Below are 13,320 nucleotides of genomic sequence, written 5' to 3'. Positions count from 1 at the left end.
GGGCTCCTGACCGGCTCCTGGCAGCACTGGGCGCGGGTTTGGGAGACCGACTACGAGTGGCTCAAGAGCCGCTTCGGCAGCCAGGAGCTGATGGAGTCCAAGGGCATTCCGGTGTCCCGCTGGATTGACGGCGTGCTCGAGGCCAAGGAGAACATCGACCAGCCCGAGAACGTTCGGGCCATGGTGTTCATGGGTCACGCTCCCAACTCGCAGACACGCGGGCCGGAAATGAAAAAAGCGATGGAGAAGCTCGACCTCCTCGTCGTCATCGACCCGTACCCGACCGTGACCGCGGTAATGCACGACCGCACCGACGGCGTCTACCTGCTGCCGGCCTGCACCCAGTTCGAGACCTACGGCTCGGTCACCGCCTCCAACCGTTCGCTGCAATGGCGGGAAAAGATCATCGACCCGGTGTTCGAATCCAAATCCGATCACGAGATCATCTATCTGTTTGCGAAGAAGTTCGGCTTCGACGGGGAAATGTTCAAGAGAATCCAGGTCAACGGCAACGAGCCGCTGGTCGAGGACATCACCCGCGAATACAACCGCGGCATGTGGACCATCGGCTATACCGGCCAGTCGCCGGAACGCCTGAAGCTGCACATGCAGCATCAGGCGACGTTCGACAAGACCACCTTGCAGGCCCGTGGCGGTCCGCTCGACGGAGAGTACTACGGGATGCCATGGCCGTGCTGGGGCACGCCGGAGATGAAGCACCCCGGAACGCCCAACCTCTATGACACGTCGAAGCCTGTGGCCGAGGGCGGGCTCACCTTCCGGGCGCGGTTCGGCGTGGAGCGGGACGGGGACAACCTGCTCGCCGAAGGCTCCTACAGCGAGGGCTCGGAGATCCAGGATGGCTATCCCGAGTTCACCATGGCGATGCTGCAGAAGCTAGGCTGGGACGGCGACCTGACCGCGGAAGAGCGCAAGGTGATCGACGCCATCGCCGCGGAGAAGACCAACTGGAAGACCGACCTCTCCGGCGGCATCCAACGGGTCGCCATCGAACATGGCTGCGCCCCGTTCGGAAACGCCAAGGCCCGCTGTGTGGTGTGGAATTTTCCGGATCCGGTGCCGGTGCACCGGGAACCTCTGTACACGCCGCGGCGGGATCTGGTTGCCGACTACCCGACGTACGCCGACACCCACAACTACCGGCTTCCGACGTTGTACGCCAGCATCCAGAACAACGACCACTCGCAGCAGTATCCGATCATCCTCACCTCCGGCCGTCTGGTCGAGTACGAGGGCGGCGGCGACGAGACCCGGTCCAACCCGTGGCTCGCCGAGCTTCAGCAGAACATGTTCTGCGAGATCAACCCTCGGGACGCCAACAACAGCGGCATCCGCGACGGGCAGATGGTGTGGGTCGAAGGGCCGGAAGGCGGCAAGGTCAAGGTCAAGGCGATGCTGACCGAGCGGGTGGCGCCCGGCGTGGCGTTCATGCCGTTCCACTTCGGCGGCTGGTTCCAGGGTCAGGATCTGCGCGGCAAGTACCCCGAGGGCGCCGATCCGTACGTGCTGGGCGAGGCCTGCAACACCGCCATGACCTATGGCTACGACTCGGTCACTCAGATGCAGGAGACCAAGGTCACCCTGTGCCGCATCCAGGCGGCGTGAGGAGTTGAACGATGGCAAGAATGAAGTTCCTGTGCGACGCGGAGCGCTGCATCGAGTGCAACGCCTGCGTCACCGCGTGCAAGAACGAGCATGAGGTTCCGTGGGGCATCAACCGCCGGCGGGTGGTCACCCTCAATGACGGGCAACCGGGCGAGCGGTCGCTGTCGGTCGCCTGCATGCACTGCTCGGACGCGCCGTGCATCGCGGTGTGCCCGGTCGATTGCATCTACGACACCGCCGAAGGCATCGTGCTCCACTCCAAGGACCTGTGCATCGGCTGCGGCTATTGCTTCTACGCCTGCCCGTTCGGGGCGCCGCAGTATCCGCAGGCCGGCAACTTCGGCAGCCGCGGCAAGATGGATAAATGCACCTTCTGCGCCGGCGGGCCGGAGGAGGATTTCTCGGACGACGAGTTCCGGAAGTACGGCCGCAACCGCATTGCGGAAGGCAAGTTGCCGCTGTGCGCGGAGATGTGCTCGACCAAGGCGCTGTTGGCGGGCGACGGCGACGTCGTCTCCGACATCTATCGCCAGCGCGTCGTGTCCCGCGGCTTCGGCTCCGGCGCCTGGGGCTGGGGAACCGCGTACGGCTTGAAGGCAGGAGAGTCCTGACGGCGAGGGGGAAGCCAGGGGGGCGGTGTTCGCCATCGGGGCGGCACCGCTCCACTTCGCCCCCGGGGCATGGAGCGCAAACGGCCACGGGTCCGCGGGCATGATCATCGAACGGCCGGCCTTGGCCGCGACAGCAACACGAGTCTCTGAAGCCGAAAGAGATCAATGACAACAAGAACAAATGCGCTCCCCGCTCTTCTTGCGATCGCAACTCTCGTCGCCGGGGGGGCTCTGGTAAGCGCGTGCGACAGCGGCGACCGGCCTCTCAACTACGAGAAGGGGGTCTATAAGGGGAAATCCGAGCCACCGATCGACGAGGCGACGCTCGACCGCCTGCGCGACCGGGCTTCCTATCAATCGGGTCCCAACATCTCCACCTCGCCCGGTTTCAGCAGCCGCAGCGGCGGCGTTGTCGGCGGGCCAGCGCGCCCCGTTTCCGCAGCGCCGCCGGCGCAACCGCAACAGGCGCAGCAGGAGCAACCGCAGGCGCAAGAGCCGCAACAAGCGCAGCAGCCGGCCCCCGAAGGTCAGCCGCAAGCGCAGGACGGTCAGCCGCCTGCCAAGTCGCCGGCCGAGGAATCGCAGGCTCAGGAGTCGCCGGTTCAGGAGTCGCAGGCTCAGGAGTCGCCGGTTCAGGAGTCGCCGGCTCAGGAGTCGCCGGTTCAGGAGTCGCAGGCTCAGGGACCGCCGGAAGGGGATCCGGCCAAGCCGGCGGCAGTGCAGGGCGATGCCGGCGCGCGGCCGGCTGACCAGTGAGCGGAAGAGGAAAACCATGACTGCAGGAGGCGGCGCCATGACCCGTAGGCCCCGACGCTTCGCCCTCGTCGTGCTGTTGATGCTGTTGGGGCTGGCGAGCGGCACGACGGGCTTGGTGTTCACGACCGCCTTCGACACTCCGGCTTATGCGCAGACCGAGGGGCGGGTGCCCGGCAACGCCCTTGGCGGCATCAGCGACGCCGAGATGTGGCGCGACGTGCGCCAAGGCGTCAAGGGAACCGTCTCGATCCCCGACAAGAAACTAGGAACTCTCGTGCAGTCCGAGGGCGACAACTGGCGCGCCTGGCGCAATGGCCCGATCCTGGTGGTGGGCGCCATCGCCTTCTGGGTGATGTTCTTCGTGGTGTTCGGGTTCTACATGATCCGCGGCAAGGTGCGCATCAAGCGCGGGAAATCGGGTCGGAAAGTGCTGCGCTTCGGGTTCATCGAGCGCTTCGGGCACTGGCTGACGGCCGGCTCGTTCCTGGTGCTGGCCGCAACCGGCGTCAACATGCTTTACGGCAAGTTCGTGCTGATCCCTTTGCTCGGGCCACAGGCGTTCTCTACGATCACCCAGTACGGAAAATACATCCACAACTACGTAGCGTTCGCGTTCATGGCAGGCTTGGTGCTGATCTTCGTGCTCTGGGTCAAGGACAATATCTGGGACCAATACGACTGGGGCTGGATCAAGAAAGGCGGGGGACTTCTGTTCCCGACGGCCCATCCGGCGGCGGCAAAGTTCAACTTCGGTCAGAAGACGGTGTTCTGGGCGGTCATGGTCTTTGGCGGGCTTCTGTCGGTCACCGGCATCAATCTGCTCTTCCCGTTCATGTTCGCCGACCTCGAACAGATGCAGTGGATCCAGGCCATCCACGCCACCATAAGCCAGATCATCTGCATGATGATGATCGCCCACATCTACATCGGCACGGTCGGCATGGAGGACGCGTTCCACGCCATGTCATCCGGCTACGTGGACGAAAACTGGGCGAAAGAGCATCACAGCGCGTGGTATGACAAGGTCAAGGAAGACCAAGCGGCGAACGCCGGCCGGGCTCCCGGCGCCGTCTCGGCCGCGCCGGCGGAGTGAACGTCAAAGCCGATCGGGAGGAAGAGGATTGATGAGAAGCGCGCTCATGCTTTGCCTCGTCTTCATGGTCGCGGGCGCCGCCATGGCCGCCGAACAATCGTCTTCGGGCGAACAAGGGTTCGCGTCCAAGGACGCCTGCATGATTTCCATCCGGGACGTGAAGAAGTCCTATGACGTCCGGGACATCGGCGGCAAGACGTCGATGGAGGTGAAGAAGATCATTGAAGTCGCGGAGCATCTCTGCGAGCGCGAGAATTTCCGCGACGCCAAGACGCTGATGGACTTGGCCCGCAGCATGCTGGCCACTGAATAGAGCCGGCGGCAACGCCTCCGCCGCTGTCCGCTCGTCTGGTCATATCGGCGCGGCTCCTGTAGGTTCGCTGCGACCGACAACGGGGGCTTTCATGGATGACTTTGCGCCCACGGAGCGGACGCGCGTCAAAAGACTCTTCGCGCGGGGCCGCTATGACCGCGAGACGATCTACGGCATCCTGGACGATGGGATGCTGTGCCACATCGGATATGCCATCGACGGCCAGCCCTACGTCACGCCGACGCTTTACTGGCGGGAAGGCGATCGGGTGTACTGGCACGGCTCGGCGGCGAGCCGCATGCTGCGCCACCTCGCGACGGGCGCTCCGCTCTGCCTCACCGTCAGCCACATGGACGCTCTGATCCTGGCCCGTTCGGCGTTCCACCACTCCGCCAACTACCGCTCGGTGATGATCTTCGGGAGCGCCACTCGGGTCGAGGACGCGGCCGACAAGACCGCGCGGCTGGAGACCTTCGTCAACGGCCTCTATCCCGGCCGCTGGAACGAACTGCGGCCCATGACGGATCAGGAACTGAAAGCCACGACGGTGCTCGCCCTCGATCTCGACGAGGTCTCCGCCAAGGTGCGCACCGGCGGGCCGGTCGACGACGAGGAGGACTACGCCTGGCCGACCTGGGCGGGGACGGTGCCGCTGGAGACCCGCCGCGGCGCCCCGGAGCCGTGCCCACGCCTGCCGGAGGGCATCCCGACGCCGCCGAACCTCGGCGACTGACCCGGATTTGCGGGGAGGAGTCCACGCCGATCAGCGGCGCAGGGTGCCGTGCGTTTTGTGGATCGCCACGTCGGCAAGGACGAAGCAAGCGCGCGGCGGTCCGGAAACTGTTGCACTCCGTCAGCGGGCATTCCGATCGCGTTCGCGTGCCTCTCGATCGGTGGAGCGCAGGCCGACGCCCGCGTCATGGCCGATGGTGCCGACGTCGACACAGGCGTGTTCGGCGCATTCCATTTCCAGTGTGGTGTGGCCGATCTGGAAGGCGTCCCGCAGGCTCGCCTTCACCGCCTGCTTGATGCCGTCGGCGCGATTCCAGGCGCCGCTCGCTATGACGATGTGGGCGTCGACGGAGTTGCTGTGCTCGTCCATCTGCCAGAAATGAGCGTGATGGACATCGGCCACCCCCTCGACGCCACGGATGTGGTCGATGACCGCGCCCGTGGTAATTCCCGGCGGGCTGCCCAGCATCAGGATGCGGATCACCGTGCCGATCTCTGCAAACGACTGCCACAGGATGTAGCCGGCGATCATCAAGGTCACCAACGGGTCCACCAGACGCCAGTCATAGAGCAGGATCAGCGTGCCGGCGAAGATGACGGCGACGGATCCGAGGGCGTCGGCGACGTTGTGGAGGAACGCCGCGCGGATGTTGACGCTCTCCTTGGCGAGCGCGTACGTCAGCAGCGCCGTGACCAGATCGACGGCGAGCGCGACGGCGGCAATGACCACCACCAGCCACCCGTCGACCCCTTGCGGCGAGATGAACCGCATCACCGCCTCGTAGACCAGGTAGAGCCCGATGACGATCAGCGTCGTGTAGTTGACCAGCGCCGCCACGGCTTCCGCGCGCGCGTAGCCGAAGGTCATGGTGGCGTCGGAGGGCCGGCGCGCGATCTTGCGGGCGCCGAAGGCGATGATCAGGGAGATGGCGTCGGAGAAGTTGTGGAGCGCATCGGCGATCAGCGCCAGGCTTCCCGCCAGAACCCCGCCGATGACCTGGACGACGGTCAGGCCGAGGTTGATGGCGACCGCCCAGGCGACCCTCGCGTCACCGGCGTTTCGATCGACGTGGCCGTGGGCGTGTCCGTGCCCCATGAGCGAAGCTCCGCTGGGCTGGGCTGGGCTGGGCTGGGCTGAACCGAGCAGGGCCGGCCCGCTCGAATCAGCTCCAGGCGCGGCGAGGCATCAGCACCGTGTAGTCGAAGTCCAACACCACGGACGGCTCATAGCGCCCGTCGTCGTTCTTGTCCGGAAAGGCCTCGCACGGCTGGTTGGTGGTGGCGACGGTGCGGATGCGGAGCGCGCCGAAGTCGTCCCGCTCCGGCAAGGCCAACTTGTTCACCACCTCTGACCACGCATAGACGGTGTGGCCGGCGAAGGTGGGCGCCACGTGGCGGCCACCGTTGATGGCGGCGATCGTGACCGCGTTGGCGAGGCCGTTGAAGCTGAGCGCCCGGGCGATCGAGATGATGTGCCCGCCGTAAATCAGCCGCCGGCCGAAGCGGCTGTGTTTCTGCTTGTAGTCGTCGAAGTGCACCTTGGCCGTGTTCTGGTAGAGGCGCGTCGCCATCATGTGCTCGGATTCTTCGATGGTGACGCCATCGACATGGTCGATGCGTTCGCCGACCTCGTAGTCGTCCCACAGGTGCGGGCTTCCCGCCAGCGCCGTGTCGTAGTCGGAGCCGCGCAGCTCTGCCGGCACCACCAGGTCCTCGGCGGCGACCGACCGCGGCAGATCCGGCACCGCTTCTTCCGGCGTCGGCGCGGCCGCGTCGCTCTTCAGCACCATGACCCAGCGCGAATAGTCGAGCACCACGTCGCCGTGCTGGTTGCGGCCGGTGGACCGCACATAGACGATGCCGCTCCGTCCGTCCTTGTTCTCGCGCAGGCCGATGACCTGGGAGCGAGTGCTGAGCGTATCGCCGGCGTAGACCGGAGCCAGGAAGCGGCCGTTGGCGTAGCCGAGGTTGGCGACGGCGTTGAGCGAGATATCCGGCACCGTCTTGCCGAACACGATGTGGAAGACGAGGAGGCTGTCGATCGGCGCCCGCCCGAGACCCATGGCGCGGGCGAACGCCGTCGACGACGACAAGGCGAAGCGCCCGCCGTAGAGGGCGGTGTAGAGCGCGACGTCGCCTTCGGTGACGGTGCGGGGGGTGGCGTGGACGATCTCCTGACCGACCCGGAAGTCCTCGAAGAAATTGCCTGGATTTGTCTTGACACTCATGTCGGCCCCCGGTCCGTTAGAGTTCGTATTGGGCGGCCAGGTCGGGATCCTTGCGGGAGACCAGTGTCGCCAGATCGACGATGACCTTGGCCTGCTTCCAGGTGGCGTCGTCCTGCATCTTGCCGTCGATCATGGCGACGCCGGTGCCGTCGGGCATCGCTTCCAGGATGCGTTTGGCGAACTTGACTTCCTTCGGGTCCGGGCTGAAGACCCGCTTGGCGATGGCGATCTGGTTCGGCGCGAGCGACCAGGCGCCGGCGCAGCCCATGAGGAAGGCGTTGCGGAACTGCGCCTCGCAGCCGGCCTCGTCCTTGATGTCGCCGAATGGCCCATAGAAGGCGCTGAGACCGGCGGACACGCAGGCGTCGACCATCCGGGCGACGGTGTAGTGCCACAGATCCTGTTGAAAGAAGGGCCGCGTCCCCTGCCCATCCTCGGCGGCGTCGGCGAGCACGCCGTAGGACGGATGACCGCCGCCGACCCGCGTCGTCTTCATGCCCCTCGACGCCGCGAGGTCGGCCGGCCCGAGGCTCATGCCGTGCATGCGCGGGCTGGCAGCGGCGATGGCGTCGACGTTCTTTACCCCCTGCGCCGTCTCGAGGATGGCGTGGATCAGGATCGGCTTCCGAACCCCGTGCTTGGCCTCGAGCAGCGCCAGGTATTGGTCGACGAAGTAGATGTCCCACGGCCCCTCGACCTTGGGGATCATCACCACGTCGAGCTTGTTGCCGACGGCGGCGATGATCTCGGTCATGTCGTCGAGAAACCACGGGCTGTTGAGGGCATTGACGCGCGTCCACAACCCGGTGTCGCCGAAATCGACGCTCGCCGCCACCTCGATGAAACCGGCGCGCGCAGCCTCCTTCGCGTCAACGGGGATGGCGTCCTCGAGGTTGCCGAGCAGGACGTCGACCTGCTTGGCGGTTTCGGGAACCCGCGCCCTGATCTTTTCGATGTGCGGAGGAAAGAAGTGGATCATCCGCTCCGGCCGCACCGGCAATTCCATCAGTGGCTGAGGCGCCCCGGCGGCCAGTGGCGCGAAGAAATGGCGCGGCAGTTTCATCGTCTTTCCCCCTCATCCGTATCGTTCGCGGTTGCAATATGACGTAGCACCGAAGCGGCGGCGGCGTCAATTGAAGGGGCGGAAACGGGACAATGTGAGGGACTCGTGGGGACGCACGGCGACGGGCCGCGGCAAGTATGCCGGGCTAGGGCGCTGCGGCGATGGCTTCGGCCGGAACCCTCGCGGACACCTGCCGCCCAAGGAAATCGAGAAGCACGATCACCCGCTCGGCATCGGCAACGCCGCAGAAGCGGCCGATCAGTTCGGCGAACGGCCCGTCGACGATGCGGACTGCGTCGCCTTCGCGGAGCCCCTTGGTCGGCGACAGGGCGTCGAACACGCCCGAACCCTCATTGGCCTGAAGCGCCTCGATCACGCCGCCCGGCACCCGGGTCGGCTCGTCGCCGTTCCGCACCATGCCGCAGACGCCGACCGTCGACAGGATCGGCCGCCAGCGCACCTGGGCAATGTCGAAGCGCACGAAAAGGTAGCGCGGAAACAGCGGCCGCAGCACCTGCTCCGTCCGCCGCGCATGCCGCCGGCGTTTGCGGTACTGCGGCAGATACGCCTCGAACCCCTGCCGCTGCAAATGCCCCAGCGCCGTCTTCTCAGCGTTCGGATGGCTATAGACGGCGTACCAGTCGGTCATGACCGCCCTCCTTTCCGGTCACCCGCAGGCCGCGAGCCCGTTCCGATGGGGCTATTGAGCGTTTTGAGGCCCGTCGGCGCGGTGGTCAATGTCCCCGCATGCCCGCCTTGCTTCTCCCTCCTTCCCCCTTCGGAATGCGGGGCGGACGTGCTCGACGGTGAAATGGGCGCAGGCCCGAAGTGATGATCGACCCGCGCCCGTTCCGACACGGTTAGGTCTTCGGATGGCTCTTTCGGCGCGCGGCCGAGCCTAAAAATCCCATCAGGGCAAGGCCCGACGCGAACAGCGGCAGGGCAGCCGGCACTGGGATGACACTCACACCGCCACCGCCGCCGGAGCCTGCCCCACTAGCGCTGGTGCTTACATCCAACGTCAACGTGCTCCCATCGGCGGCCTGGAAAGCATCCAGGTTTGGATAGAGAATGGTGACCGAGTTCGCCGTGGAGGAGAGTACATTAGGAAAATCCAGGCCAGGGGAAACGTCCACCTGCTTGACGCCGCTAATGTCGACCGGCGACCCGCTCTCCGCAAAATTGAGGCCCGTCACGGCTATCTTGAGGTTTGTCAGCGGCGACGTCGGGCTCGTCGGCGATGCCCTCTCTTCCGACCGCCAATCGAGAACGAACGTATCACCATCGGCCCAATCGACATCGAAGAACGAGCCGCTGGGGAAGGTCACGCTGACATCTGGAAACGCCGCCGATCCGGCGATGCCGGACAACGACCCGGCAAGGGGGACCGAAGCCTCGGTGACGGATACGGTGAATTGGTCGCCAGCCACCGAAGCGGCAAAACTGACCGGCGCGGCAAGCAGCCCAGCCCCAAGAACAAAAGCAGCAAACCCCGCTATAGAGCGATCGTAAGACATTGTGCAGCCCTCCCTGTTCTCACGGTTATTGCGTCCACTTTACACGCGACATTCTGTGTCGCATAGCCTCTTTAGTCCGTGCTAATTTCAGAGGTCGTTAATGAGGGCTGAGGTTGCCTTCAGAGTCCGGCGATAGATCGATCATTCGGCCTCTCCCAATGTGACGGCGTATCGACATGGAGCCCGACCGGCCGCGTCGCGTCCGCAGCGGTGCACCGCCTTATACCCCGCTTTTCGGAGGAGTCGCCACGCTCTTCTCCGGCCGCCTGGCCCGCATTTCCGTGCAGCGTGGGCGCTTGCGGTCGCGGCGCGCGCGCGTCATAAACGGGCATGATCGGCACGCATGCGCTCATGCCGTTGTGGATCGCCTGCGGCGCCGCGGCCGGCGGCGTGCTGCGCTACTGGTGTTCGGGGCTGGTCGCGCGCTCGGTCGGCGAGACTTTTCCGTGGGGCACCATGGTCGTCAACGTTTCCGGGTCGCTGCTGATCGGGCTGATCGCGGAGGTGACCGGACCTGACGGCCGCCTGTTCATCGGCTCGGCGGCAAGGCAGTTCCTGATGATCGGCGTGCTCGGCGGGTTCACCACGTTTTCGTCGTGGAGCCTGCAGACGCTGAACCTGGTGCAGGACGGGGAGTGGTTTCTGGCCGGCGCCAACATCGTGCTGTCGGTAGCGCTGTGCCTGCTCGGGGTGTGGCTCGGGCACGCGGCCGGCGTGTGGATCAATCGCTGACGGAGGCAACGATGCGCCCCCCGACGGAGGGACTGCTGCTCCGCGTCTACATGGGCGAGGACGACAAGGCCGACGGCCGGCCCCTCTACGAGGCGGTCGTCGAGAAGGCCCGCGAGATGCATCTGGCCGGCGCGACGGTGCTGCGGGGACCGATGGGGTTCGGCCACGGCAGCCGGCTGCATACCACCAAGATCCTGAGGCTGTCACAGGACCTGCCCGTCCTGGTCGAAATCGTCGATAGCGAAGACAAGATCCGGGCGTTTCTCGAGGTCATCGACGCCATGATGCCCGGCGGTCTGATCACCTTGGAGCGGGTCCAGGTGCTCCGCTACGGCCGCACGCGCGACGACCGCTGAAGCCCCGTCTTCCGTGTGCTGCGCCTATGTGTCCTCGCCCCCATCCATGTTTGCCAGGAACTGCGTGAACCGGGCGTCATGCGCGCCGCAATGCTGTTCAAGCTCGGTTTCGAAGTCCACCAGCCTCGCCCGCAACGACTTTGCGTCGCCTTCGTCGATTTCGGTGGCCAAGCGCTCGATGGACTCGATCATCTGGTCATGCTGCCGGCTGTGCCGGCGCCCGAACGGATACATGTAGAGCTGCATAAGCAACTCCTCCGACAGCACGTGCATCTTGGTGTATTCGAGAAGGTGCTCGATGATGCGGGCGATCTCCTCCGCTTCGTGGCCCTCGTCCAGGCAGTGCCGGATGGCGGCGATGAGGCGGCACAGAACTTCGCGATCCTCATGTGACATGCTGTCGATCCGGCGACCGGTATACCGTCAATATCGACATACGTAGAGATCCTTTTCCCATACTTATCCTAATTTCGGTTTATATAGGAAATTTAACCTGTATGTCAACGCGAACTACGACCGCTCGTCGCGCCGCGCTTCCAGCAAGGCCTGGGTGTACGCGTTCATCGCGTCGCGCTCGTGGACCACGCCGGCGAAGCGCCGGCTTTCGCGGTCATCTACGACGGCAAGCAGCACCCTGCGGGCAGATCGGATGGTCCGCAGCGCCGTCTCCAGCGACTCGTCCGAGGCGATCACCGGCCGATCCCGTCGCACCAGGTCGCCAGCCACCACCAGTCCGTCCAGACTCCGATCGAACGCCGCCAGGCTAAGGTCGGCGAAGGTGATGCTGCCGAGCAACTCCCCGTTGTCGCCGACGACGAACACTTCGCCGTAGAGCGACTGCGGCACAATGATGCGGAGATCGGAGAGGCCGAGGTCGGGCGACACCACCTCGCAGCGCGGCGACACCACTTCGTGGACGCGGATGCTGCGGAGCAGGGCGGCCTGGAACCCGCCCAGCAGATCGAGACCACGCTGCTCGAGTTGCCATGTGAAGAAAGATTGCCGATGCAGCGATCGCCCGACCGCGGTGCTGACGACCACCGCCAGCATGACGGCGATCGTCAGCGGGTAGTTGGCGGTCATCTCGAATACGATGAGGGATGTGGAGATGGGCGCGCCCAACACCGCGGCGGCGACCGCGCCCATGCCGATGATGGTGTAGGCGCCGGACTCGCTCGTCGCGATGGGAAGCTCTGCCAAAAGCGTGCCGTAGGCGCCGCCCAGCATCGCGCCGATCACCAGTGACGGACTGAACACCCCGCCGGCGAACCCGAAGCCGAGGCTGATTGCCGTGGCGATGATCTTGGCGATGCAGACGGCCGCCAGCAACGCCAACGGCATGACCCCCATCAACGCCTGCTCGGTGACGCCGTAGCCGATGCCGAGCACTTGCGGCAGAACGACCGCGATCGAACCCACCAGTGCGCCTGCGGCTGCCGGGCGGAGCCACGGCGGCCCCGGCAGCCGCGCCGCGCCCAGCTCGGCCAGCCTGATGCCGCGCATCAGAAGGATGGCGGTCAGACCGGCCAGCACTCCAAGTCCGAGGAAGGCGGGAATTTCCCAGGCCGAGCGGATGGGCAGCACCGAGACCTCGAAGGCCGGAAAATCGCCGAACCAAGCCCGCGAGACGATGGTGCCGATGACGCTGGAGACGACCACCGGGGCGAATGACTTGAGCGCGTAGTGCCCGATCACCACCTCGTTGGCGAACAGGGCGCCGGCGATCGGCGCGTTGAACGACGCGGCGACCGCCGCCGCCGCCCCGCACCCGAGAAGTGTCTGCGTCGACCGCCGCGGCAGGTTGAAGATCTGTGCGAGCCAGCTTCCGACGGTGGCGCCGATGTGGACAGCCGGACCCTCCCGACCGACGGAAGCGCCGCAGCCGATGGAGAGCGCGCTGGCGACGCCGCCCCACAGGCCGGCGCGGAACGACATGCGGCCGGCTTTCAGGGCGCTTGCCTCGATGGCGTCGGCGACGGTGGGCGGGCGGCGATCCGGCATCATCGCGTGGATCCACACGCCGACCAGCAACCCGCCGAGCGTCGGCGTCAACAGGCGGTGCCACCATGGAAGCTGCGCCGCGTGGAACCACAGGCGCGGCGAGCCGGAGCCGAACGCGACACTCTGGATGAGCGCGATGGCCTCGCGGAACAGGATCACCGCACCGCCGACCATGACGCCGATCAGCATGGCGAGAAGCGACAGGCGCAGAACGTCGTCTTGGATCAGGTGGCGAAAGCGCGCATACGCCTTGCGGACTCCCGCTCCCCATTCCGGCATGGCTCAACCCGAG

At 65.8% G+C, this 13,320-nt stretch carries 15 protein-coding genes (1 of these 15 running past the window's edge); 8 read left to right on the top strand and 7 right to left on the bottom strand.

The genetic code is table 11. The features are described 5' to 3' along the window. From IPM60_16505 to IPM60_16480, 6 genes are all read left to right on the top strand, one after another. Positions 1-1,626, top strand: the 3' portion of a protein-coding gene (locus IPM60_16505) for a formate dehydrogenase subunit alpha (GenBank protein MBK8909412.1). The gene continues 1,263 nt to the left of window position 1, outside the view; 1,626 of the gene's 2,889 nt are visible here — the last part of the coding sequence; its start codon lies beyond the left edge, outside the window; the stop codon is at positions 1,624-1,626. Positions 1,627-1,637: 11 nt separating this feature from the next. Continuing rightward, positions 1,638-2,237 carry a 4Fe-4S dicluster domain-containing protein gene (locus IPM60_16500; protein ID MBK8909411.1) on the top strand — a complete coding sequence of 200 codons (600 nt, stop codon included), beginning with the start codon at positions 1,638-1,640 and terminating at the stop codon, positions 2,235-2,237. 165 nt (positions 2,238-2,402) lie between these two features. Next, on the top strand, positions 2,403-2,993 hold the full coding sequence (locus tag IPM60_16495) for a hypothetical protein (protein MBK8909410.1): 591 nt from the start codon (positions 2,403-2,405) through the stop codon (positions 2,991-2,993). Positions 2,994-3,030: 37 nt separating this feature from the next. Beyond that, positions 3,031-4,086 carry a formate dehydrogenase subunit gamma gene (locus IPM60_16490; GenBank protein ID MBK8909409.1) on the top strand — a complete coding sequence of 352 codons (1,056 nt, stop codon included), beginning with the start codon at positions 3,031-3,033 and terminating at the stop codon, positions 4,084-4,086. Between the two features lie 31 nt (positions 4,087-4,117). Beyond that, positions 4,118-4,399, top strand: coding sequence for a hypothetical protein (locus IPM60_16485; GenBank protein ID MBK8909408.1), 282 nt, complete (start codon positions 4,118-4,120; stop codon positions 4,397-4,399). Between the two features lie 91 nt (positions 4,400-4,490). Continuing rightward, positions 4,491-5,132: a pyridoxamine 5'-phosphate oxidase family protein gene (locus IPM60_16480; protein MBK8909407.1), complete on the top strand. Its 642-nt coding sequence runs from the start codon at positions 4,491-4,493 to the stop codon at positions 5,130-5,132. A 120-nt stretch (positions 5,133-5,252) separates the two neighbouring features. Here the strand turns inward: IPM60_16480 and IPM60_16475 are convergent, their stop codons facing one another. The 5 genes from IPM60_16475 to IPM60_16455 form a co-directional block, all read right to left on the bottom strand. Next, positions 5,253-6,227, bottom strand: a complete 975-nt coding sequence (locus IPM60_16475) for a cation transporter (GenBank protein MBK8909406.1) — start codon at positions 6,225-6,227, stop codon at positions 5,253-5,255. A gap of 67 nt (positions 6,228-6,294) precedes the next feature. After that, on the bottom strand, positions 6,295-7,359 hold the full coding sequence (locus tag IPM60_16470; GenBank protein MBK8909405.1) for a MaoC family dehydratase: 1,065 nt from the start codon (positions 7,357-7,359) through the stop codon (positions 6,295-6,297). Between the two features lie 16 nt (positions 7,360-7,375). Next, the gene (locus IPM60_16465; protein ID MBK8909404.1) at positions 7,376-8,422 is read right to left on the bottom strand and encodes a CoA ester lyase; all 1,047 of its coding nucleotides are present in this window, start codon (positions 8,420-8,422) and stop codon (positions 7,376-7,378) included. A 145-nt stretch (positions 8,423-8,567) separates the two neighbouring features. Then, on the bottom strand, positions 8,568-9,071 hold the full coding sequence (locus IPM60_16460; protein MBK8909403.1) for a transcriptional activator RfaH: 504 nt from the start codon (positions 9,069-9,071) through the stop codon (positions 8,568-8,570). 211 nt (positions 9,072-9,282) lie between these two features. Beyond that, positions 9,283-9,939: a hypothetical protein gene (locus tag IPM60_16455; GenBank protein ID MBK8909402.1), complete on the bottom strand. Its 657-nt coding sequence runs from the start codon at positions 9,937-9,939 to the stop codon at positions 9,283-9,285. 351 nt (positions 9,940-10,290) lie between these two features. Between IPM60_16455 and crcB the strand changes: the two genes are divergently transcribed. Further along, positions 10,291-10,671 (top strand): fluoride efflux transporter CrcB, encoded by a 381-nt coding sequence (crcB, locus tag IPM60_16450; protein MBK8909401.1) that lies wholly within the window; start codon positions 10,291-10,293, stop codon positions 10,669-10,671. Between the two features lie 11 nt (positions 10,672-10,682). After that, positions 10,683-11,027, top strand: coding sequence for a DUF190 domain-containing protein (locus tag IPM60_16445; protein ID MBK8909400.1), 345 nt, complete (start codon positions 10,683-10,685; stop codon positions 11,025-11,027). A 24-nt stretch (positions 11,028-11,051) separates the two neighbouring features. Here the strand turns inward: IPM60_16445 and IPM60_16440 are convergent, their stop codons facing one another. Continuing rightward, on the bottom strand, positions 11,052-11,423 hold the full coding sequence (locus IPM60_16440; protein ID MBK8909399.1) for a hemerythrin family protein: 372 nt from the start codon (positions 11,421-11,423) through the stop codon (positions 11,052-11,054). A 114-nt stretch (positions 11,424-11,537) separates the two neighbouring features. After that, a complete protein-coding gene (locus tag IPM60_16435) occupies positions 11,538-13,253 on the bottom strand; it encodes a chloride channel protein (GenBank protein ID MBK8909398.1) in 1,716 nt (571 codons plus the stop codon). Positions 13,254-13,320: the final 67 nt, after the last annotated feature.

The sequence above is a fragment of the Rhodospirillales bacterium genome (assembly GCA_016710335.1).
In the GTDB taxonomy this organism is placed as follows: Bacteria; Pseudomonadota; Alphaproteobacteria; order Rhodospirillales; family Defluviicoccaceae; genus JADJXQ01.
Note: the sequence above shows the minus strand (reverse complement) of the source record. Positions and strands in the feature narration are given on the sequence as shown.